Here is a 21,518-nt window from a genome sequence, read left to right on the forward strand (position 1 = left end):
GACGAGCGCGCCGACGTTCTCGGGCGTCACGCCGCCGTAGCCGGTGATGTGGTCGGCGCAGCCGTCGTAGCCGACGACGGTGTCGAACACGGACGGCATCGCATGGGGGTCGAACAGGAACAGAAGCTGCTGCATGGTGCGTCCTCTCGCCCGCGGGTCGGCGCGGGTGGCGTTCGTGTTGGAAATCGGGTTCGGGCTCGGCGGTCGCTCAGCCTGCCCTCCCCCTCTGCGGGGGAGGGTTGCCGGCGAAGCGGGTCGGGAGAGGGGCCGCGCGACGTTCGTAAACGTGGGTCCCCTCTCCCGACCCTCGCTGACGCGAGGCCCACCCTCCCCCGCAGCGGGGGGAGGGAGAGTTCGACCTAGACCACGTTCTGCGGCTTGCCGGCGACGAAGGCCTCGACATTGTCGACGAGCTGGTCGGCCAGGATCTGCATCGCCTCCTTGCTGGCCCAGGCCACGTGCGGCGTGACGATCAGGTTCGGAAGGTCGAGGTCGCACAGGATGTTGCCGTTCTTGGGCGGCTCCTGCACCACCACGTCGAAGCCGGCGCCGCCGATCGTGCCGGCCTTCAGCGCCTCGGCCAGGGCCTCCTCGTCCACCAGCCCGCCGCGGGCGGTGTTGATGAGGATCGCGTGCTTCTTCATCTTCGCCAGCTGCTCGGCGCCGATCATGTTCCGGGTCTCGGGCGTCAGCGGCGCGTGCAGCGTGATGACGTCGGACTGGGTCAGGATCGTCTCGAGGTCGACGAGGCCCTCCTGCGGGAAGACGTCGTAGGCGATGACCTTCATGCCGAGCGCTTCCGCCCGCTTGCCGATCGACTTGCCGAGCGCGCCGTAGCCGACGATGCCGAGCGTCGAGCCGGCGATGTCGTGGATCGGGTAGTCGAAGTAGCAGAACTGGGTCGACTTGTTCCAATCGCCCCGGCGCACCGAGTTGGCGTAGGGCACGATCGCGCGCCGCAGGGCGAAGATCAGCGCGATGACGTGCTCGGGCACGGTGTTGAAGGCGTAGTTGCGGATGTTGACGACGGTGATGCCTTGCGCCTTCGCCTGCTCCTTGTCGACCACGTCGGTGCCGGTGGCGGCGACGGCGATGAGCTTGAGGTCGGGCAGCTGCTTCAACGTGTCGGCGCGCATCGGCACCTTGTTGATCAGCGCGATCTCGGCGCCCTGGAGCCGGGAGACGATCTCCTCCGGTGTCCAGGTCGAATCGTATTCCTTGTAGTCGTGCGGGAAGTTGAACGGCCGGACCGTGGCGTCGAGGGACTCGCGGTCGAGGAATACGATCTTCTTCGTCATGGAACGCCTTTCATGCGACGGCCGAATCGGGCCCTGCCCGCGACGCGCCGGTCGCGGCGATCCCGATCCGGTTCGAGATGATCCCCTCTCGTCCGGGATGGCGCGGGGGCGTCGCCGCCCCCGCGCGATGGTGTCGGCCTAGCGTCAGCCCTGGGTGAGCGGATGCTCGCGCAGGTAGCTCGACGCGGCGGCGACGCCCGAGCCCGGGGTGACGTGCACGCCGCAATCGATCATCGCCATCTCGGCGCCGGCGATCGCGCCGAGCAGCGACAGCTCGTTGAGATCACCGAGGTGGCCGATGCGGAACACCTTGCCGGCGACCTGGCTCAGGCCGGCGCCGAGCGAGAGGTTGTAGCGGTCGTAGGCGTGCTTGATGATCTTGGCCGCATCGACGCCCTCGGGCGCCAGGATCGCCGTCACCGTGTCGGAGTTCCACTTGGGCTCCTTGGCGCAGGTCTTCAGGCCCCACGCCGCCACGGCCTGACGGGTCGCCTCGGCGAGCACGTGATGGCGGTGGTAGACGTTCTGCAGCCCCTCTTCCTTGATGCACTCGAGAGCCTCGCGCAGGCCGTAGAGCAGCGGCAGCGGCGGGGTGTAGGGGAAGTAGCCGGTCGGATTCTGCTTCAGCTGGTCGGACCAGGCGAAGTAGACGTGTCCGAGGCGGTCGTTGCCGCCGGCGGTGCCTTCGGAGGCCTTGATCGCCTTGGCGCTGGCGCAGAGCACGCCGAGGCCGGCGGGGAGCATGAAGCCCTTCTGCGAGCCGGCGATGGCGCAATCCACCTTCCACGCGTCCATCTCGAACGGCAGCGAGCCGATCGACGAGATGCCGTCGACGAACAGCAGCGCCGGGTGGCCGGCGGCGTCGATCGCCTTGCGGACCGCGCCGATGTCGCTGGTGACGCCGGTCGCCGTCTCGTTGTGGACGACCATCACGGCCTTGATCTTGTGCTCGGTGTCGGCGCGCAGCGCCTGGCCGATCTTCTCCGGGTCGGCGCCGGTGCCCCAGGCCTCGTCCTGCACGATGACGTCGAGGCCGAGGCGCTGGGCCATGTCGACCCAGAGGTGGCTGAACTGGCCGTAGCGGGCGGTCAGGACCTTGTCGCCGCGGCAGAGCGTGTTCGCCAGGGCCGATTCCCAGATGCCGGTGCCGGAGGACGGATAGAAGATGATCGTGCCCGCCTCGGAGCCGAACACCATCTTGGCGTCCTGGAACAGCGGCTTCACCAGCGCCGGGAAGTCGGGCGAGCGGTGGTCCTCCGAGGGGACGTGCATCGCGCGCAGCACGCGGTCCGGGATGTTGGTCGGGCCGGGAATGAAGAGGTGATTGCGTCCGGGGCGCCGCGTTGCAGCCATGGGGTGTGTCCTCCGATTACCAAGAAACGTTGGCCGGCAAGCCGGCGTCAGGAACGATGCGCCGGCTTGCGACGCATGGGCGTGTGGTGATCCGTAGGCGGTCTGGTGAGGGGGACGCCGAACCGGCGCGGCCGGAACCGCGCGGGAGGGCTGTCCCGCGCGGAACTTCCGCGTCGTCGGTCGGTCGCTTCACCGGGCGATGCGGAGCGGCGGAACGGTCTGGCACCGCTCGCGGTCGCGGCATGGATCCATGCCGGTCGCCTCCGAAAAGCCTCGTCTTCCATGCGTCGGCCGTGGCCGTCGCGCAAGCCGCGGAATGCGGATCCTGCACGCCGGCGCTCCGCCGACCCTCGACACCTTCCTCCCCGTCGTCCCGCCCCGGCTCACGATCCAAGTGGTTCACGATCCAAGTCGACCATCCAGGTCGGCGATCCATTGGCCGTCGCCGGCGCCGGCCTTACGGCAGGCGATCGCTTTGAATCCATTATGAACGCCGAAGCTCCACAAGCAAAACTGGAAAAACTTCCCGGACGACGAAAAAAAATTGTCGTGCACTGCAGCAAACCGGCGAAGGATCTTCGCTTTGCTTGCTGCATCGCAGCATCGGATGCGCGCCACCGTCATCAAACTGAGACGCGTTTCCGGTTTGGCTCGGCCGAAGACCGCCGGGAGATGCTCGTGGCCGACGACACGGAAGGGACGACCCGCGTCCGCACCCTGTTCCTCTCAGACCTGCACCTCGGCACCCGCGGCTGCCAGGCCGGGCTGCTCCTGGACTTCCTGAAGGACTACGACGCCGACACGCTCTACCTCGTCGGCGACATCGTCGACGGCTGGCAGCTCCGATCGGGCTGGTACTGGCCGCAGGGGCACAACGACGTGGTGCAGAAGCTCCTGCGCAAGGTGCGCAAGGGCTCGAGCCTGGTCTACGTGCCGGGCAACCACGACGAGTTCCTGCGCGACTACATCGGCACTACCTTCGGCGGAATCGAGATCGCCGAGAGCCGCATCCACGAGGCGGCGGACGGGCGGCGCTACCTGGTGATCCACGGCGACCAGTTCGACATGGTGGTGCGCCACGCCCGCTGGCTCGCCCATCTCGGCGACGGCGCCTACACCTTCGCGCTGTTCGTCAACACCGGCCTGAACAAGCTGCGCCGCCGGCTCGGCCTGTCCTACTGGTCGCTCTCGGCCTGGGCGAAGCTGAAGGTGAAGAACGCGGTCAACTTCATCGGCGCGTTCGAGACCTTTCTCGCCGACGAGGCCCGGCGCCAGGGTGCCGACGGGGTGATCTGCGGCCACATCCATCACGCCGCCGACCGGCGGATCGACGGCCTGCGCTACCTCAACACCGGCGACTGGGTCGAATCCTGCACCGCGCTGGTCGAGCATTACGACGGCCGCATGGAGGTGCTGCATTATCCGAGCGTGCTTCGCGCCCGCGCGGCGGAGGCGTCGGAGGCGTCGGAGGCCGAGCGCGCCGGTGCGCTTCCGGCGCAGGACCGCCGGGCGGTCGCGTGAGGCTGCTGGTCGCGACCGATGCTTGGGCGCCGCAGGTCAACGGCGTGGTGCGCTCGCTCGAGCGCATGGCCGAGGCCGCCCCCGCCCACGGCTTCGAGCCGTTCTTCGTGACCCCGCGCGACTTCCGCTCGCTGCCGATGCCGGGCTATCCCGAGATCCGGCTGGCGCTGGCGGGCGCGCGCGGCATCGCCGCCGCCTGGGCGCGGATCGAGCCGACCCACGTCCACATCGCCACGGAGGGCACCATCGGCCACGCGGTGCGGCGGCTCTGCCGCGCGAAGGGCCGCCCCTTCACCACGAGCTACCACACGCGGTTTCCCGAATATCTCGCCGCCCGGGCGCCGATCCCCGAGGCGTGGAGCTACGCCTGGCTGCGGCGCTTTCACCGGGCGGCCAGCGGCACCATGGTCAGCACCGCCTCGCTCGAGCGCGAGCTCGCCGGCCGCGGCTTCCGCAACCTGATGCGCTGGACGCGGGGCGTCGACACCGACCTGTTCCGCCCGGCCGATCCTTCCGCCGAGGTTCCCCCTGCGCTCGCCGGGCTGCCGCGCCCGATCTTTCTCTTCGTCGGCCGCGTCGCGGTCGAGAAGAACGTCGCCGCCTTCCTCTGTCTCGACCTGCCGGGCAGCAAGGTGGTGATCGGCGATGGGCCCGACCGCGCCCGGCTCGCGGCCGCCCACCCGCAGGCCCGCTTCCTCGGCACCCGCACCGGCGCGGAGCTGTCCGCGCTCTACGCGGCGAGCGACGTGTTCGTGTTCCCGAGCCTCACCGACACCTTCGGCATCGTGCTGCTCGAGGCGATGGCCTGCGGCCTGCCCGTGGCGGCCTACCCGGTCACCGGTCCCCTCGACGTGGTCGCCGGGACCGGGGCCGGGTTGCTCGACGCCGACCTGCGCGCGGCATGCCTCGCCGCCCTCGCCGTTCCGCGCGGGCAATGCCGCGCGGAGGCCCTCCGCCGGACCTGGGCCGAGAGCGCCCGCCAGTTCTTCGGCAACATCGAGAGCGCCCACGCCCAGGCGGCCGATCTCCGCGTGCCGGCCGGCGTCGAGGCGGCCCTGCTTGGCTGATGAGGTGACGGGTTGAGAGGGTGACGGGCCGGCCGAGGAATGCGATGGGTCGCCGCCCCTCCGGACCCGACCCGCCCCGTGCCCCCCTTCGATCCCGCCTGCGCCGCCGACTACCCCGCCGTCATCGGCTGCGATGAGGTCGGGCGCGGCGCCCTGTGCGGCCCGGTTGTCGTCGCGGCGGTGTGGTTCGATCCGACCGCGATCCCGCCGGACCTGCTCGCCCGCCTCGACGACAGCAAGCGGGTCAAGGAACCGCTGCGCGAGATCCTGACGCCGCTGATCCGCGCGCAGGGCCGCGTCGCGATCGCGGCGGGATCCCGGGCATTGATCGACCGGGTCAACGTCCGCGTCGCCACCCTCGACGCGATGCGCCGAGCGGTGCTGCGGCTCGCCCTCGAATCGCCGGTGCTGGTCGACGGGCGGGACGCGGTTCCCGGCCTGCCGCAGCCCTGCCGTGCGGTCGTCGGCGGCGACCGCGCGGTGCCGCAGATCGCCGCCGCCTCGATCGTCGCCAAGACGTTTCGCGATGCGCTGATGCGGGTGCTGGCCCGACGCCACCCGCATTACGGCTGGGAGCGTAATGTCGGCTACGGCGCCCCGGTGCACCTCGCCGGCCTCAGGACCCACGGCCGCACCCCGCATCACCGGCTGAGTTTCACGCGGGCGTACGGCGATGGCGGAGCGAACATCGCGGGCGCCGATTAGGTCGCGTTCGTTTGCGAGATGCCTGAGGTCGTCCGTCGATGCCAAAACGATTCAGCCGTCCTGCCGCCGCGGAGCATTGCTCGATCGCCGCCTTCGCCCCCGTCACAGCAGCGAGAACTGCTCGCCGGGCTTGGCGAAGGCCGAGGTGTCGAGGGTGATGCGGGTCTGCGCATAGCCGAGACGCGCCTTGGCCAGCCGCATCCGCGTCGCGATCAGGCCGGCGTAGGCGCCCTCCCCGGTCATCCGCTTGCCGAACGTGGCATCGTATTCGCGGCCGCCGCGGGCCTGCTCGACCAGGGAGAACACGTGGCGCTGCCGCCCGGGATAGTGCTCGGCGAACCAGTCGGCGACGAGGTCCTTCAGCTCGTGCGGCAGGCGCAGCAGCACGTGGTTCGCCTCCCGCGCGCCGCAGGCGCGGGCCTCCGTCAGGATCGCCTCGATCTCGTGATCGTTGAGCGAGGGGATGATCGGCGCGACGATCACCATCACCGGCACGCCGGCTCGGCTGAGCACCCGGATCGCCTCCAGGCGCTTGCGCGGATGCGGCGCGCGCGGCTCCATCTTCCGGGCGAGCACCGGATCGAGGGTCGTCACCGACATCGCCACCTTCACGAGGTTCCGCTCCGCCATCCCGGCCAAGATGTCGATGTCGCGGGTGACGAGGTTCGACTTCGTCACGATGCCGACGGGATGGCGCAGGCGGGCCAGCACCTCGAGGATCTCCCGGGTGATGCGGTGCTCGCGCTCGATCGGCTGATACGGGTCGGTCGCCGTTCCGAGAGCGATGGTCCGCGGCGCGTAGCCCGGTGCCGACAGCTCCCGCTCGAGCAGGCGCGCGGCGTCCGGCTTGGCGAAGAGCTTCGTCTCGAAGTCGAGCCCGGGCGACAGGCCGGCATAGGCGTGGTTCGGCCGGGCGAAGCAGTAGACGCAGCCGTGCTCGCAGCCGCGATAGGGGTTGATCGAGCGGTCGAACGAGATGTCGGGCGAGGTGTTGCGGGAAATGATCCCGCTCGCCCGCTCCAGCGTCACCTCGGTGCGTCTGGCCGGTGCGGGCTCGTCCGCCGGCCAGCCGTCGTCGGCGGCCTCGCGGCGGATCGCCTCGAAGCGCCCGCCCGGGTTGGCGGTGGCGCCCCGGCCGCGCAGCGTTTCCGACGTCGCGGCGAGCCGGCGTCGCGGCGGGGATTCGGTGCCGAGCGGAGGACGGGGTGTGGACATCGGACTGGCATCACCCCGGCGGAAGCGAGTTTCACATGGAACATAACAGGAACAAGACTGGTCGGATACGCCTCGATTTTAGGCAGTTTCTCGGGCTTTGTGGCTGTGGTGCAACGCTGGGCCGCCGCGTCGAGCCGGCCTGCCCGCGCCCGGCGAAAATACGGTATGCGCGGCCATGATCTCCGCCCTGGTTCATGTCGCCGACCCCGGCGACGCCGATGCGATCGACCGTCTGGCCGACACCCTGGGCGCCCTCGTCGGAGGCGTGGCCGCCGGGCTCGTGGGCGACGCCGTGATCGTCGCCGCCGCGATGGGCGAGGCGGTCGACACGATCGCCGACGCGACCGGCGCGACCCTGGTGGTGCCGCCGCCTGGATCGGATCGGTGGTTCGCCGGCGCGGCGGTCGCGCGCCGCGACTGGGTGCTGTGCCTGGAGGCGGGCGACGTGCCCGGCGACGGCTGGATCCGCACCCTCGACCGCTTCGTCGGCACAGCGCCGGCCGACGCCCTGGGGCGATTGTCCCGCCCGCATGCCGGGCTGGCGACGCGGCTGGCCATTCGGGCCGAGGCGCTGCTCGGCGCGGGTGCGGCGCGGCCCGGCGACCTCGTCCGCCGCGATCGCCTCACCGAGATCGGAACCTTCGCCCCGCGGCTGGTGCCGCGGCGCCTGATCGCGCGGATCGACCGGATGTGATCCTCAGGCCGTGAGCGAGGCGCCCCGCCGAAGGTGCTCGTCCAGGCGCGGCATGATCTCGACGAAGTTGCAGGGGCGGTGCCGGTAGTCGAGCTGGCTGACCAGGATCCCGTCCCAGGCGTCGCGGCAGGCGCCCGGCGAGCCCGGCAGCACGAAGACGTAGGTGGCGTTGGCGACCCCGGCCGTCGCCCGCGACTGCAGCGTCGAGGTGCCGATCTTGTCGTAGGAGATGCGGTGGAACACCGCCGAGAAGCCGTCCATCCGCTTCTCGAACAGCGGCTCCAGCGCCTCGGGCGTGACGTCGCGGCCGGTGAAGCCGGTGCCGCCGGTGGTGATCACCACGTCGATTCCGGGATCGCGCGTCCAGCCCTCGACCGTCCCGCGGATCGCCGTCGCCTCGTCCGGCACGATCGCGCGCGCCGCGAGCCTGTGGCCGGCCTCGGTCAGCCGCTGCACCAGGGTGTCGCCGGAGCGGTCGTCCTCCGGCCGGCGCGTGTCCGAGACGGTCAGCACCGCGATCGACAGGGGGACGAAGCTGCGGGCGGGCGTATCGGGCATCGGGCCGTCTCCGGGTTGAACGACCGGAATATGGGCGCCTGCCCGCGATTGTCCCATCCTTCCCGGCGTGCGGCGTGCGGCGCGCGGGGCGAGGCGCGCCGAACCCGCGATCCATGGTATCGGCACCGACCAGCGACCCCTGTCCGTTCGAACGCGCGGTGCCCTCATGGATGCGACCCCCGTCCGCCTCACCAGCCTCGCCCACGGCGGCGGCTGCGGCTGCAAGCTCGACCCGGCGATCCTACGGTCGCTGCTCGCCGACCAGCCGATCGCCGGCCCGTTCGAGCGCCTGCTCGTCGGCAACGAGACCGCTGACGACGCCGCGGTCTGGGCGCTCGACGACGGCACCTGCGTCATCGCCACCACCGACTTCTTCACGCCGATGGTCGACGACCCGCGCGATTTCGGCCGGATCGCCGCCACCAACGCGATCTCCGACGTCTACGCGATGGGCGGCCGCCCGATCATGGCGCTGGCCATCCTCGGGATGCCGGTCGGCAAGATCGCGCCCGAGATCGTCGCCGAGATCCTGAAGGGCGGCGCGGCGACCTGCGCCGAGGCCGGCATCCCGATCGCTGGCGGGCACTCGATCGACACGCCGGAGCCGATCTACGGCCTGGCGGTGATCGGCACCTGCCGCCGCGAGGACGTGCGCCGCAACGCCGACGCGCGGGTCGGCGACGCGCTGATCCTGACCAAACCCCTCGGCGTCGGCGTCTATTCCGCCGCGATCAAGCGCGACGCCCTGCCGGAGGGCGGCTACGCCGCGTTCGTCGCGACGACGACGCTACTGAACAAGGTCGGCACCGAGCTGGCCGCCGACCCGGACGTGCACGCCATCACCGACGTCACCGGCTTCGGCCTGCTCGGGCACGGCCTCGAGTTTGCGCGCGGCGCCGGCTGCCGCCTCGTGATCGACTGGCCGTCCGTGCCGCTGCTGCCCTCGGCCGAAACGCTCGCCCGGGGCAACTTCGTCGCCGGCGCGTCCCACCGCAACTGGACCGCGTTCGGCGGCGAGGTCGCGCTGGAGGACGGCTTCCCCGAATGGGCGCGGCACCTGCTTACCGATCCGCAGACCTCGGGCGGCCTGCTCGTCGCCTGCGCCCCCGAGCGCGCAGACGCGATCCTCGCCCGCATCCGCGCCGCCGGGCATCCGGCGGCGGCGATCGTCGGGCGGGCGGAGGCGGGCGCGGCGGGAATTCGCGTCGCCGGCTGATCCCAGGGCCGGAAGGCGATCGAAACCAATCCTCCGGCATCATCGCGGCCCCGCGATGCGTCGCGCAGAGCCGCCCGCCCCCGTCGTGACCGACGTTCCCTACGACCCGGATCTCGAAACCGCCCACGGCGTCGCGGATTGGCCCTATGGCCGATCCGCCTTCGCGCTCGCGCGCCCGGACACCTTGCCGGACGGACGCCCGTGGCCGCGGCTGCACGTGCTCACCGTCGCCTCCGGCGACGCGCCGCGTCTGGCGGACAGCATCGCCTCGGTCGCCCGGCAGGACTACCCGGAATGCCGGCACGACGTCGTGCCGCCGGGATTGACGTCGCCCGCCGCGATCCTCGCCGACGACGGGGTCGACTTCGTCCTGGTCCTGCGGGCGGGCGATCTCCTGGCGCCCGGCGCGCTCGCCGCCCTCGTTCTCGACGCGGTCCTCTCGGGGGCGGATGCGGTGGCGGGGCTTCGGGTGCTGTTCGACGACGCGGTGACCGGCCTCGACCTGCCCTCGTCGGCGGGGGATGACGCCGCGCCGGACGCCGTCTTCACCGGCGGCGAAGTTCTCTGGCGGCGTGCCGCGCTCGGCATGCTGGGCAGCTTCGATCCGGTCGACGCCGAGTGGACCGCACGCGCCTGGTCGGCAGCCGTGCGGACGGAGGCCGGCGTCACCCGCATCGGCCGGCCCGTCCTGCTGCAGCGCGAGCGGACGATTCACACAACGGATTCAAGTCCATCCGCGTCTTCCCCTCCCCCCTCTGCGGGGGAGGGTGGGCCTCGCGTCAGCGAGGGTCGAGAGAGGGGAGCGCCGTATCCGGCACCGTCGCGCCCCTCTCCCCCCCTGCTCCGCAGGGTACCTTCCCCCGCCAAATGGGGAGGGAAGAGTGGTGCCGCTTCCCTCTCGATCGCCTCGCTCACCGGCACGGGGCATGCCGGCGGTGCCGGGATCGCGCATCGGCGCATCGGCGAGGCGCTGCGGCTCGCCGGGCACCGCGTCGCGGAGTTCGTGCTTGCCGACGAATCGCCGCCGGCCGCGGCGGAATGGACCGATGCGTTTCCCGTCGCCGAAGCCGCGATCCGCGCCGGCGACCACGACCTCGTGCTCGCCGGAAACCTGCACGGCGCCACCCGGAGCCTCGCCATCGCCGGGCGCCTCGCTGCCGAGCGGCCCGTCGCGCTCGTCCTGCACGACCTGTTCCCGCTGACCGGCCGCTGCGCCCACCCCCGCGGCTGTGCCCGGATCGAGACCGTCGGCTGCGACGCCGCCTGCCCGACGCCGGACGAGTATCCGCAGCTCGGCCGGCATCGCATCGCCGGCGCGCAGGCCGGCAAGCGTGCGGTGCTCGCCCGGCGGGACGGTCCGATCCTGCTCGCCAACTCGGCCTGGACGGCCTCGCGCGCCCGGGCGCTCGCGCCGCCGGGCGCCGTGGTCGCGCCCCTGGCGCTGGCCTTTCCGACGAGCGTCTTCCGGCCCCGCGATCGTTCGGCCCTGCGCCGCAGACTCGGGCTTCCCGCCGACGACCTGCTGATCCTGGTCTCGGCGGTGGTGCTCGACGGACCGGACAAGAACGTCGGCGATCTCGCGGACGCCCTGCGCCGCGTCGCCGGTCCCGGCGTCGGCTTCGTCGCGATCGGCCGGCTCGACCATCCCGCGCGCCTCGCCCTGCCGAACCTGTTCGCGCCCGGGCTGATCGCCGACGAGGCGCACCTGGCCGCCTGGTACGGCGCCTGCGACCTGCACGTCACGGCGAGCCGGCTCGAGACGCTGGGGCAGACGCCGATCGAGGCCGGCCTGTGCGGAACGCCGACGCTGGCCTATCGCACCGCCGGCCTGACCAGCTCGGTGATCGACGGCGTCTCCGGGCGGCTCGTCCCGGTCGAGCCCGGCGCGCTGGGCGATGCCCTCGTCGAGCTCGTCGCCGATCGGCCGGCGCTCGCCCGGCTCGGCGCCTTCGCACGGATCGCCCTGGAAAGCCGGTTCAGCCCGGCTTCCTGCGCGAGCTCGCTCGACCGGGTGTTTCGCGAGCGCGGCCTGCTGCCGCCGGACGGGGGCCGCCTGCGCTTCGCGCCGGCGCTGCTCGGCCATTTCCCGTTCGCCGCGATCCCGGCTGCGGCCGCCACCGGCCTCGTCGCCGCGCCGTCCAACCCGCTCGTCCGCGGGCTGCGCCGCGCCAAGCAGCGCCTGCTCGGGCGCCGCCTGCCGCCCTGGGCGCGGCGCGGCCTGTATTGGGCCGTCCGGCTTCGATCGCTCGGCGGAGCCCGGTGATGCGCGGCCCGATCTACCTCGACCAGACCCATGTCCGCGGCCACGTCACCGGCATCGAGCGGGTGGCGCTCGACCAGTTCACGCCGGCGATGCTCGGCGGCGCGGTCCGGCCCATGCGCAGCCGCAGCATCCCGGGGATGATCCTCGCGCAGCAGCTCGGCCTGCCGCTTCGCGCGGCGCGGGAGCCCGAGGCGCAGTTCGTGATGGCCGGCTTTCCCCCCGGCCCGCTGATGGCGCCGTTCGCGGAGCGCTGCATCCTCTGCGTCTACGACACCTTCCTCCTCGACCGGCCGGAGGATCTCGCCTGGAAGAGCCGGCTCTACATGGCGCCGGCGTTCCGCTACGCGATGCGCTGGGGTCGGCGCTTCCTGGTGATCTCGCGCAAGACCGGCGCGGATTTGCGCCGTCACTGCGCCGACGACGCCCTCGTCGCCCTGCTGCGGCCGGCGGTGCGCGACGTGTTCGGCCTCGACGGGCTCCCAGGCCCCGCCGCCTATCGGCCCGAGGCGCCGCTGCGCATGCTGGCGATCGGCACGATCGAGCCGCGCAAGGCTTACCCGGCGGCGATCGCGCTCGCGGCGGCTCTGAACCGCGCCGGCGTGCCGGCCGAGCTGCACATCGTCGGCCGCCTCGGCTGGGGCCGGCACGCCTTCCTCGACGATCCGCCGCCCTTCCTCACCTGGCACGGCTACGTCGGCGACGATGCGCTGCGCACGCTCGCCGCCAGCGCCCACCTTCTGCTTTCGACTTCGAAGGCCGAAGGCCTCGGCCTGCCCCTGCTCGAGATTCAGCATGGCGGCCTGCCGGTGGTCGCCCCCGACGACGCGGTGTTCCGCGAGGTGCTCGGCGAATCCGGCCTTTTCCTCCGCCCGGGCGATCCCGAGGGCGCCGCCTCGGCGCTGATCCAGGCCGTCCGGTCCGGCCGCTTGGCGGAAGCCGCGGCCGACGCGCGGGCAAACGTCGCACGATGGAATCGCTTGGCCGCGCGCGACGCGGAGGCGTTCCGCGGCTACCTCGCCGAGGGCGTGTCGGCCTACGGGCCAGACAACCTCGTCGCGCCCGATGGGGTCGCGCCCGATCCGGTTATCCCCAAGCGGTGAGGCGGACTACGTATTGAGCGTCGCGCCGGCGGATCGTTAAGCATGCCACGCTGTCTCGTCTTGAAGAGACGCTGTTCGCCCCCGTTTCCAAGGCATTGGGAAAGATTTTGCGGCAACCAGAGAGCGCAACCTGCGGTCCGCAGATTGCGGAGACGTTATCGAACACCGCCATCGCCGGGCGCTTCCGGTTCAAGGTGGCACGGGAACGCTCCGAAACGGGATCGTTCCTGGAAACCGTCGGGCAGGTGAGGGACAGAGACCGATGTTCGATTTCTCGACCCCCGTCCGCGGCGAGCCCGTGGAGGTGACGCTGCCGCCGCGCTTCTCCGATCGGGCCGACCCGGGCACGATCCTCCGCCGCCTGTGGCGCGGAGCGAGCTTCATCGTGCTGGGCGGCCTGTTCATGGTTGCCGCCGCCGTCGCGCTGCTCGGGCTGCTGACCCCGGTCTACACCTCTAGCATCCAGATCCTGGTCGATCCCTCCGATCTCCGCGTCGTCGACAACGACGTCAGCGCCCGCACGCCTCAGGCCGACAGCGGCGTGTCGCTCGCCGAGAGCCAGACCAAGGTGATCCAGTCGGACAACGTCCTGCGGCGCACGGTCGAGAAGCTCGACCTCGATCGCGACGACGAGTTCGCCAAGCCCGAGTCCGACAACCCGACGATCGTCTGGCTGCGCACGGCGCTCGGCATGCTGCCGCCGCCCGGCAGCCGCGACCCGGTCAACGTCGCCGTCGACACCCTGCAGACCAAGCTGACCGTGCGCCGGGCCGAGCGCACCTTCGTGATCGACGTGCTGGTGCAGTCGCGCGATCCGGAGAAGGCGGCAAAGATCGCCAACGCCATCGGCGACGCCTACTTCGCCGAGGAGGCCAGCGCCCGCACCGAGGCCGCTCGCCGCGCCTCGGACGCCCTCAACGGCCGCCTGTCGAGTCTGCGCCGCGACGTCGAGCTCGCCGAGGGCAAGCTCCTGAAGTACCGCGAGGACAACAACCTCGTCGCGTCGAGCGGTCGCCTGCTGACCGACCAGCAGCTCGGCGACCTCAACCAGCAGCTCGTCACGGCCCAGATCAAGACCGCGGAATCGCGCTCGCGCCTCGAGCAGGCGCGCAAGATGAAGGCCGGCGACGCCAGCACGGCGCTGCCGGAGATGCTGCAATCGCTCGAGATGCAGGCGCTCCGCCAGCAATACGCGACGCTCTCGCGCAACACCGCCGAGCTTGCGACCCGCCTCGGCGAGCGCCACCCGGCGATGGCCGAGCAGTACGCCCAGCAGCGCGACCTCCAGCGCCTGATCCAGCGCGAGAAGGAGCGGATCATCGAGACGACGCAGAAGGACTACGATCGCGCGGCGGCGAGCGAAACGGCGATCCGCAAGAGCCTCGACCGGGCCAAGGCCGAGACCGTCACCAGCGATCGCGCCAATGTCGGCCTGCGCGAGCTGGAGCGGACGCTCGAATCCCGCCGCGGCGTGTACGAGACCTATCTCCGCCGTTCGCGCGAGGCGAGCGAGCAGGAGCGCCTGAACAGCATCAACGTCCGCATCATCTCGCCGGCGGTCCCCGCCCGCACCCGGACCTGGCCGCCCTCGCCCAAGGTGGTGCTGCCGCTGGCCCTGCTCGTCGGGATGATGCTGGGCGTGGCCATCGCGCTGTCGCTCGGCGCCGCCCGCGACCGTCGCAACGACCGCAACGAGCGCCGCGCCGCGACCGTGCCGCCCCGGAGCTTCCGAGCTGCCGATGCTTGAGGCGGGACAGGCGCAGGCCGAGGACGACGGCGCGGTGAAGGTCGCCGGCTTCGCCATTCACCCCGCGATGCCGCGGCCCCGGGCCGTCCGCGGGACGAGCCCTCGCCTCGAACCCGGCCATGCGGCCGGCGCCACGCCGGAACCCCCCTTAGATCGCCGCAGCGAGGCCGGCAGCGCCTGGCGCGTGCGGATGTTCGGCCACGACTTCGCCGCCGGTCCCGCAGCCGGGATCCTCGCTGCCTCGGCGATGCAGCCGTCGGCCGGGCCGCGCCTCGTCGTCACCGCCAACATCGACCACATCGTCCTGCTCTCGGAGAACGCCGCCTTCCGGCAGGCCTATGCCAGCGCCGTCGCGCGGACGCTGGACGGCACGCCGCTGGTCTGGCTCGCGCGGCTGCGCGGCCAGCCGGCCGCCCGCGTCACCGGGCACGACCTCCTCGCGCACGCGCTGTTCGCCCGGCCGGTCGAAGGCCGGCGCGTCTTCCTCGTCTGCTCGCGGGAGGCGGTCGCCGAGGCGATCCGCGACCGGCTCGAGCGGTCCGGCTATGACGCGGATGCCATCGCGACCTGCGTGCCGCCCTTCGGCTTCGACGACGACGCGGAGTACGGCCGCGCGCTGTCGGCCCGCATCCGCGAGCACGGCACCACCCTGCTGGTCATGGGCGTCGGCGCGCCGCGCTCGGAGGTCTGGGTGACGCGCCAGGGTGCAGCCCTCGGCACGCCGCTCGTGCTGGCGGTGGGCGAGGCGGTCAACGTCGCCGCCGGGCTGGTGCCGCGGGCGCCAGTGATGCTGCAGCGTGCCGGGCTCGAATGGGCGTTCCGGTTCGCCTTCGCGCCGCGACGGCTGTTCCGGCGCTACTTCGTACGGTCGTGGCGCTTCCTCGCGCTCCTGCGCGGCGAGATCGGGAACCGGGACGCGGCCTGACGCGCGGCTTCGCGGCTCCGCGGGTTCAGGCGGACGCGAACAGGTGCGGGTGCCGCAGGCGCAGCGCGAAGACCAGGGTCAGCGTCTTCATGTCCGCGATCTCGCCGGCGTCGCTGCGGCGGGCGAGGTCGTCGAGCGCCACCTCGTGGACGGTGATCGCCTCGTTCTCCTCGGCGAGCCCGCCGCCCGGTCCCGACCGGTCGGCCGCGCCGAAGGGGGCGAGGAACAGGTCCATCCGCTCGGTCGAGATGCCCGGCGCAGTCCAGGCGCTGACCACCCGCTCGAGCACGTTCAGGTCGACGCCGGTCTCCTCGTAGGCTTCGCGGCGGGCGCCGTCCTCCGGGTCGCCCTCGTCGAGGATGCCCGCCGGGGTCTCGAGCATGTCCAGCGGGCCCTCGGCGAAGAACACCGGGGCGCGGAACTGCGAGACCAGGAGCGCGACGCGGCGCGTCGGATCGTAGGGCAGCACCGCCACCGCGCGACCGTGATCCTCGATCTCGCGGGTGATGCGGGTGCCGTCCGGCATCGTCACCTCGGCGACGAGGAACCGGGCCCAGCCGTCATGAACGAGGCGTGTCCCGCGGATGATGGGTACCATGCCTGTGGATCTTCCTGCCCGAGTCGCGTCGAGGCCGTTCTAGGCAGGCGATCGTTCAGGAATGAGGCGGCTTCGCGGAGTCTCCGGGGCAGGTGCCGGGGCCACGGCGGATCGAGAACCGCGTCGCCGTGCCGATCCGGTCCCAGGCTTCGACGGTGTCGCCCTCCTCGCGCACGAGGTTCGGGATGTCGAGGCAGGCCAGCGGATCGGTGCAGGTCACCCGCAGCAGCGTGCCCGGCGGCAGGCGGCGCAGCGCCTTGCGCGTCCGCAGCACCGGAAGTGGGCACTTGAGGCCGGCGAGATCGAGGTCGATCGGTGGTGCGTCCGGCATGCGAGAACCCCGACGACGGGGCCGCCGTCGCCGGGGTCGATAGACCGGATCGATGCGGCTTGTCAGCCGGGCGAAGCGGCCGGCCGTGACCCTAGCGCGTGACGAGGAAGCGGTGCGGGTCGCCCGCCCGATTACGGGAACCGGCAATGGGTGAAGGCGGGGTCGACCGAGCGCTTCCACGATCCCTCGTAGTCGGCGAGGCGGTCCTCGGCATGCGAGCGCCCGGCCGCCACGATCGCCTCCAGCGGCTGCAGGTAGATCGTCTCGTCCCGTCCGGAGCCGTCACGGCGGGCACGTGCCTTGAGGCCGGCCCGCGCGATGGCGAGCGCCTCGGCCGCGACCGCGCCCAGGCTGCGCCGCGCGACCGGCGTCGCGAGGCCCAGGCGCGGGACGGTGGCGCGCAGGGCCTCCCGGTCGGTGGCGCTCCAGCCCGAGACGAGGTCGAGGGCGGCATCGAGCGACGCCTCGTCGTAGAGCAGGCCGACCCAGAACGCGGCCTGCGCCGCGATCATGCCGGCATCGCCGACGTCGGCGCCGCGCATCTCGAGGAAGCGCTTGAGCCGAACCTCGGGAAAGGCGGTGGAGGCGTGGTTGGCCCAGTCGGAGACCGTGGCGTACTCGCCCGGCAACTGGGCGAGCTTGCCGGCCATCAGGTCGCGGAACGAGGCGCCCGAGACGTCGTGGTAGGTGTCGCCGCGCTTGACGAAGTACATCGGCATGTCGAGCAGCCAGTCGACGTAGCCCTCGTAGCCGAAGCCTGCGTCGAAGGCGAAGCCGAGCATCCCGGTGCGGTCGGCGTCGGTGTCGCGCCAGATCTCGGAGCGTCGCGACAGGAAGCCGTTCGGCCGCCCGTCGGTGAAGGGCGAGTTGGCGAACAGGGCGGTCGCGACCGGCTGCAGCGCGAGCGAGGCGCGGAGCTTCCGCGTCATGTCGCTTTCCGACGCGAAGTCGACGTTGACCTGCACGGTGGCGGTGCGCAGCATCATGTCGAGGCCGAGCGATCCGACCTTCGGCATGTAGCCGGCCATGATCTTGTAGCGGCTCTTGGGCATCACCGGCGTCTCGGCCCGCGACCATTTCGGGCTCATCGCGAGGTCGAGGAAGCCGATGCCGAGGCCGTCCGCCACGCGCTTCGTCGCGGCCAGGTGCTCGTCGAGCTCGCGGGCGGTGGCGTGCACGTCGGCGACCGGCGCGCCCGAGAGTTCGAACTGCCCGCCGGGCTCGATCGAGATCGCGCCGCCTTCCGCAGCCGACAGGCCGATGACGTGGCCGGCATCGAGGATCGGCTCCCAGCCGGTCTCGCGGCCGACGCCTTCCAGCAGGGCTCGGATGCCGCGCTCGCCTTCATACGGCACCGGTTCGCGCGTCTCAACGTAGAAGGGAATCTTCTCGTGCTCGGTGCCGATCGCGAAGCTCTCGCGCGGCTTCTCGCCGGCCGCGAACCAGTCGATCAGTTCGACACGCGTGGTGAGCGGTGTCGTGTCGGACGTATCGCGCGCCATGCGCTGCCTCGCCGTGAAATCATGGGCTGAACTCGGGAAGCGCGCCGGCCGTCTGGAAAAGAGCGATGCGGTCGTGCCCCGTCGCCGGGATGGGTCGTCCATAATCCAGGGCGCCGGACCCGACAACGCGACCTTGAGCGCCCCTGCCCCGCTTCGACCGGCAATCGTCGGGCGTCGGAGGCGCTGCGCGCGGTCGATGTGCGCGGGCGCACGCCGACAGGGCTATCATCGCGCGTCGCCGAGTACGGCCTGGACCAGGGCGAGCGCCGCGACCGCGGCGGTGTCGGCCCGGAGGATGCGGGGCCCGAGGGAGAGCGCCACGGAGTTGGGCCGCGCCAGGATCGCCGCGCGCTCCTCCGGCGCGAACCCGCCCTCCGGGCCGATCAGCACTGCGAGTGGAACGGGGCCCGCCGGATCCGCGGCCCGGCGCAGGGCGGCGACGGGGTCGGCGATCGCGGCGTCCTCGTCGCAGAACACCAGCAGCCGCTCCGGCGCGAGGTCGGCGAGCGCCGTGGGCAGGCGCGCGGCTTCCATCAAGGCCGGCACGGCGAGGATGCCGCACTGCTCGGCCGCCTCGATCATGTTGGCGTGCAGGCGCTCGGTGTTGAGGCGGTCGCCTTGCGTGTAGCGCGTCAGGACCGGCCGGATCGTGCCCGCCCCCATCTCGACCGCCTTCTGGGCGAGGTAGTCGAGCCGCGCGCTCTTCAAGGGCGCGAACAGGTAGTGCAGGTCGGGCGGTGCGGTCTGGGGCCGTACTCGGTCGACGACGGTCAGATGCGCGCTCTTGCGCCCCGACGGCACCAGGCTCGCCCGCCACTCGCCGTCCCGCCCGTTGAACAGCAGCACCGGGTCGTCCGGCTGCCGGCGCAGGACGTTGAGCAGGTAGTTCGCCTGCGCCCGGTCCAGGGGAAGGTTCGCGCCCGCGAAGAGGTCGTGCGCCACGTGGAGACGGGGCGCGGTGAAGTCGTAGGCCGCCATCCGGGCTCCGTCGCGTGCGGGATCGCCGCTGTCAACGCCGGAGCGAGGCGGCGCCGATGTTGCCGAAACATCACGGGCGCTGGTTTTCGAAACGTTACCCCGCCATGTCGGAGCCGGCCCGTTTGCGGCTCGATTGACGCCACATTCCTATGGCGAAGCGGAACCCGGACATTCCGGACCGGCCGTACCGCAGCGCGGCCGACCTCCGGCTCGAAGACGACATCCGTCGACGCTGCGCGCCATGCCGACGGCGCATCGCCTGCGACCGGGGCGGATCTCCAGGGAGACGAGACCATGCGCTACAAGACCTACGGACTGGCCGCCGCCCTCGTCGCGGGCAGCTTCCTGGCCAGCACGGCCGCCTTCGCTCAGTCCGCCGAGTGCGGCGCGATCCAGACGACGCTGCAGACCCGCAAGGATCTCGTCGCCAAGGCGAACGTGGCGTCGAACGGAAAGAAGAAGATGACCCCGCAGGAGGCCTGCGCGCTGTTCGGCAAGCTTCAGTCCAACGGCGTCGAGGGCATGAAGTGGATCGCCGCCAACAAGGAGTGGTGCTCGATCCCCGACTCGTTCGCGGAAGGCTTCAAGGCCGACCACTCGAAGGTGGTGGGCATCCGCACCAAGATCTGCGGCATCGCGGCCCAGGCGACCAAGATGGAGGCTCAGGCCCGCGCTCAGGCCCAGAACGGCGGCGGCGGCGGCCTCCTCGGCGGCCCCGGCCTGACCGGCCAGTTCAAGATGCCGCAGGGCGCGCTCTGAGGCGGATGCGACCCGCCTCCCACCCGTTCCTCATCCCGTCCGGGCCCCGGTCGTGAATGACGCGAAGGCGGTGGAATCCCGCGTCGCCGACGCGGTGACCGGCCATTGGGTCGACCGGCTCGCCCCGCGGGCCGCCCGGCCTTACCTGCGGCTCGCCCGCATCGACCGGCCGATCGGCTGGTGGCTGCTGCTGCTGCCGTGCTGGTGGTCGACGGCGCTGGCCGCCACCCGCGCCGGCCTGCCCTGGCCCGATCCGCGCCACCTGCTGCTGTTCCTCGTCGGCGCGGTGGCGATGCGCGGGGCCGGCTCGACCTACAACGACATCGCCGATCGCGACCTCGACGCGCAGGTCGAGCGCACGCGCTCGCGGCCCCTGCCCTCGGGGCAGGTCGGCACGCGCGCCGCCGCCATCTTCCTCGCCGCCCAGGCGCTGGTCGGCTTCCTCGTCCTGATGCAGTTCGATGCGTTCGCCATCGGCGTCGGGCTGTGCTCGCTGATCCCCGTGGCGATCTACCCGTTCATGAAGCGGGTGATGTCGATGCCGCAGCTGGTGCTCGGCCTCGCCTTCTCCTGGGGGGCGCTGATGGGCTGGGCCGCCCTGCTCGACCAGCTCGCCGCACCGGCCTGGCTGCTCTACGCCGGCACGATCGCCTGGGTGGTCGGCTACGACACGATCTACGCGGTGCAGGACATCGAGGACGACGAGATCGCCGGCATCCGCTCGTCGGCGCGGTTCTTCGGCGGCCGGCTTCGGGTCGCCGTCGGGGCCTGCTACGGGGCGGCCGTGCTGCTGATCGGCGCGGCGGCCTACGGGGCCGGGGCGGGACTGCTCGGTTTCCTGGGCGTCGCCGCGTTCGCGGGCCATCTCGGCCGGCAGGTCTGGCGGCTCAAGGCGCGGGACGGGCGGGAGGCGCTGGCCCTGTTCCGCTCGAATCGCGGGGCCGGGCTGATCCTGTTCGCGGGGCTCGCCGCCGATACGATCAACCAGGGCTGGCCGGGCTGAGCGCTCACGAGCGGGCGATGATCTCGTTCTCGCCGCGGTGGATCTGCGGGCGGACCGGGAGGCGGCCGGTCTTGCGGCGCACGAGGAAGCGCGGGCGGCGGTCGCCGAGCGAGCCGTGCCGGCGCCGAATGCGGGTCTTGCCGAGCATCAGCCGGCCGACCTGCGCCGACACGGTGGCGAGCACGCCGTCCTCGCGCACGATCATCCGCGGCAAGCCGGTGCGGGCGGCGAGGTCCCGCCAGATCGCGACGACCTCCTCCTCGCAGAACGGCCCGAGACGGGCGACGACGGCGCCAGCGGCGTCGACGAGGCAGAGGTCGAACCGGTCCTCGCCGCAGCTCTCCGCCTCGTCGGTCGCGAAGGTGAGCGCGATGCCGGCGGCCTTGGACGTCGCGGTGGCGGCGCCGAACACCGGCAGCGGCGAGGCGTCGAAGGCGAAGCGCGCCGGCGCGGCGCCATCGCGATCGAGGCGATCGGTCTCGGCAAGATGATCGGTCGGGTTCCGGTCCATGGTGTCGAACGTGTTCATCTGCCCGCCGTCCATTTGCAAGTGGCGACCTGCTCGGGTCGTCCGTTATGCCAAGCAGATTGGCGTCTAACCTCCCCATGGTGCCTTAAGAGTGAGCGTTAAGCGATCGTGGACAGCGCGTTCGCGCTCGGAATGCTCAACGGTTCCTTGCCGCGA

22 protein-coding genes are annotated in these 21,518 nt (G+C 71.9%); 11 read left to right on the forward strand and 11 right to left on the reverse strand.

Annotation, left to right across the window (positions count from 1 at the left end):
* From MKK70_RS23425 to MKK70_RS23440, 4 genes are all read right to left on the reverse strand, one after another.
* On the reverse strand, positions 1 to 135 hold a 135-nt coding region (locus MKK70_RS23425; RefSeq protein ID WP_279603783.1), incomplete at its 3' end, for a methylene-tetrahydromethanopterin dehydrogenase N-terminal domain-containing protein.
* A gap of 224 nt (positions 136 to 359) precedes the next feature.
* On the reverse strand, positions 360 to 1,298 hold the full coding sequence (locus MKK70_RS23430; protein WP_147726357.1) for a D-2-hydroxyacid dehydrogenase: 939 nt from the start codon (positions 1,296 to 1,298) through the stop codon (positions 360 to 362).
* A 144-nt stretch (positions 1,299 to 1,442) separates the two neighbouring features.
* A complete protein-coding gene (locus MKK70_RS23435; protein ID WP_147842908.1) occupies positions 1,443 to 2,651 on the reverse strand; it encodes an aminotransferase class V-fold PLP-dependent enzyme in 1,209 nt (402 codons plus the stop codon).
* Between the two features lie 399 nt (positions 2,652 to 3,050).
* Positions 3,051 to 3,275: a hypothetical protein gene (locus MKK70_RS23440; protein WP_243950262.1), complete on the reverse strand. Its 225-nt coding sequence runs from the start codon at positions 3,273 to 3,275 to the stop codon at positions 3,051 to 3,053.
* Positions 3,276 to 3,329: 54 nt separating this feature from the next.
* Between MKK70_RS23440 and MKK70_RS23445 the strand changes: the two genes are divergently transcribed.
* The 3 genes from MKK70_RS23445 (at position 3,330) to MKK70_RS23455 (ending at position 5,944) form a co-directional block, all read left to right on the forward strand.
* Positions 3,330 to 4,172: a UDP-2,3-diacylglucosamine diphosphatase gene (locus MKK70_RS23445; protein WP_243950263.1), complete on the forward strand. Its 843-nt coding sequence runs from the start codon at positions 3,330 to 3,332 to the stop codon at positions 4,170 to 4,172.
* On the forward strand, positions 4,169 to 5,239 hold the full coding sequence (locus MKK70_RS23450; protein WP_243950265.1) for a glycosyltransferase family 4 protein: 1,071 nt from the start codon (positions 4,169 to 4,171) through the stop codon (positions 5,237 to 5,239). Before MKK70_RS23445 ends, MKK70_RS23450 begins: the two co-directional genes overlap by 4 nt.
* Before the next feature lie 78 nt (positions 5,240 to 5,317).
* Complete coding sequence (locus tag MKK70_RS23455) at positions 5,318 to 5,944, forward strand: ribonuclease HII (RefSeq protein ID WP_243950266.1); 627 nt, start codon at positions 5,318 to 5,320, stop codon at positions 5,942 to 5,944.
* 102 nt (positions 5,945 to 6,046) lie between these two features.
* Here the strand turns inward: MKK70_RS23455 and MKK70_RS23460 are convergent, their stop codons facing one another.
* Positions 6,047 to 7,159, reverse strand: a complete 1,113-nt coding sequence (locus MKK70_RS23460) for a PA0069 family radical SAM protein (protein ID WP_243950268.1) — start codon at positions 7,157 to 7,159, stop codon at positions 6,047 to 6,049.
* A gap of 175 nt (positions 7,160 to 7,334) precedes the next feature.
* On the opposite strand from MKK70_RS23460, the gene MKK70_RS23465 reads away from it, so the two are divergent.
* A complete protein-coding gene (locus MKK70_RS23465) occupies positions 7,335 to 7,853 on the forward strand; it encodes a hypothetical protein (protein ID WP_243950270.1) in 519 nt (172 codons plus the stop codon).
* A gap of 3 nt (positions 7,854 to 7,856) precedes the next feature.
* On the opposite strand, the gene moaB is transcribed toward MKK70_RS23465, so the two are convergent.
* Entirely contained in the window at positions 7,857 to 8,411 is a 555-nt protein-coding gene (gene moaB, locus MKK70_RS23470) for a molybdenum cofactor biosynthesis protein B (protein ID WP_147729372.1), read from the reverse strand.
* A 166-nt stretch (positions 8,412 to 8,577) separates the two neighbouring features.
* On the opposite strand from moaB, the gene selD reads away from it, so the two are divergent.
* The 5 genes from selD to MKK70_RS23495 all read left to right on the forward strand — a co-directional run bounded on the left by selD (position 8,578) and on the right by MKK70_RS23495 (position 15,662).
* Positions 8,578 to 9,627 (forward strand): selenide, water dikinase SelD, encoded by a 1,050-nt coding sequence (selD, locus tag MKK70_RS23475; protein ID WP_243950271.1) that lies wholly within the window; start codon positions 8,578 to 8,580, stop codon positions 9,625 to 9,627.
* Between the two features lie 85 nt (positions 9,628 to 9,712).
* The gene (locus MKK70_RS23480) at positions 9,713 to 11,890 is read left to right on the forward strand and encodes a glycosyltransferase (RefSeq protein WP_243950273.1); all 2,178 of its coding nucleotides are present in this window, start codon (positions 9,713 to 9,715) and stop codon (positions 11,888 to 11,890) included.
* Positions 11,890 to 12,990: a glycosyltransferase gene (locus tag MKK70_RS23485; RefSeq protein WP_243950275.1), complete on the forward strand. Its 1,101-nt coding sequence runs from the start codon at positions 11,890 to 11,892 to the stop codon at positions 12,988 to 12,990. The genes MKK70_RS23480 and MKK70_RS23485 overlap by 1 nt, the downstream gene beginning before the upstream one ends.
* Positions 12,991 to 13,252: 262 nt before the next feature.
* Positions 13,253 to 14,737, forward strand: a complete 1,485-nt coding sequence (locus MKK70_RS23490; RefSeq protein WP_147728333.1) for a GumC family protein — start codon at positions 13,253 to 13,255, stop codon at positions 14,735 to 14,737.
* A complete protein-coding gene (locus MKK70_RS23495) occupies positions 14,730 to 15,662 on the forward strand; it encodes a WecB/TagA/CpsF family glycosyltransferase (protein ID WP_243950276.1) in 933 nt (310 codons plus the stop codon). Before MKK70_RS23490 ends, MKK70_RS23495 begins: the two co-directional genes overlap by 8 nt.
* A gap of 25 nt (positions 15,663 to 15,687) precedes the next feature.
* Here MKK70_RS23495 and MKK70_RS23500 read toward each other — a convergent pair whose 3' ends face one another.
* The 4 genes from MKK70_RS23500 to MKK70_RS23515 form a co-directional block, all read right to left on the reverse strand.
* Positions 15,688 to 16,260 carry an NUDIX domain-containing protein gene (locus MKK70_RS23500; RefSeq protein ID WP_147844208.1) on the reverse strand — a complete coding sequence of 191 codons (573 nt, stop codon included), beginning with the start codon at positions 16,258 to 16,260 and terminating at the stop codon, positions 15,688 to 15,690.
* Between the two features lie 55 nt (positions 16,261 to 16,315).
* On the reverse strand, positions 16,316 to 16,591 hold the full coding sequence (locus tag MKK70_RS23505) for a sulfurtransferase TusA family protein (protein WP_147728331.1): 276 nt from the start codon (positions 16,589 to 16,591) through the stop codon (positions 16,316 to 16,318).
* Positions 16,592 to 16,722: 131 nt separating this feature from the next.
* Positions 16,723 to 18,093 carry a glutamate--cysteine ligase gene (locus MKK70_RS23510; protein ID WP_243950278.1) on the reverse strand — a complete coding sequence of 457 codons (1,371 nt, stop codon included), beginning with the start codon at positions 18,091 to 18,093 and terminating at the stop codon, positions 16,723 to 16,725.
* A gap of 225 nt (positions 18,094 to 18,318) precedes the next feature.
* Positions 18,319 to 19,071, reverse strand: coding sequence for a 16S rRNA (uracil(1498)-N(3))-methyltransferase (locus MKK70_RS23515; RefSeq protein ID WP_243950280.1), 753 nt, complete (start codon positions 19,069 to 19,071; stop codon positions 18,319 to 18,321).
* A 294-nt stretch (positions 19,072 to 19,365) separates the two neighbouring features.
* On the opposite strand from MKK70_RS23515, the gene MKK70_RS23520 reads away from it, so the two are divergent.
* Both MKK70_RS23520 and ubiA read left to right on the forward strand, forming a co-directional pair.
* A complete protein-coding gene (locus MKK70_RS23520; RefSeq protein WP_147843066.1) occupies positions 19,366 to 19,830 on the forward strand; it encodes a hypothetical protein in 465 nt (154 codons plus the stop codon).
* Positions 19,831 to 19,882: 52 nt separating this feature from the next.
* A complete protein-coding gene (gene ubiA / locus MKK70_RS23525; RefSeq protein WP_243950282.1) occupies positions 19,883 to 20,833 on the forward strand; it encodes a 4-hydroxybenzoate octaprenyltransferase in 951 nt (316 codons plus the stop codon).
* Positions 20,834 to 20,837: 4 nt separating this feature from the next.
* Here ubiA and MKK70_RS23530 read toward each other — a convergent pair whose 3' ends face one another.
* Positions 20,838 to 21,362 carry a DUF6101 family protein gene (locus MKK70_RS23530; RefSeq protein ID WP_243934343.1) on the reverse strand — a complete coding sequence of 175 codons (525 nt, stop codon included), beginning with the start codon at positions 21,360 to 21,362 and terminating at the stop codon, positions 20,838 to 20,840.
* Between the last annotated feature and the right edge of the window lie 156 nt (positions 21,363 to 21,518).

This window comes from Methylobacterium sp. E-041, assembly GCF_022829665.1.
In the GTDB taxonomy this organism is placed as follows: Bacteria; Pseudomonadota; Alphaproteobacteria; order Rhizobiales; family Beijerinckiaceae; genus Methylobacterium.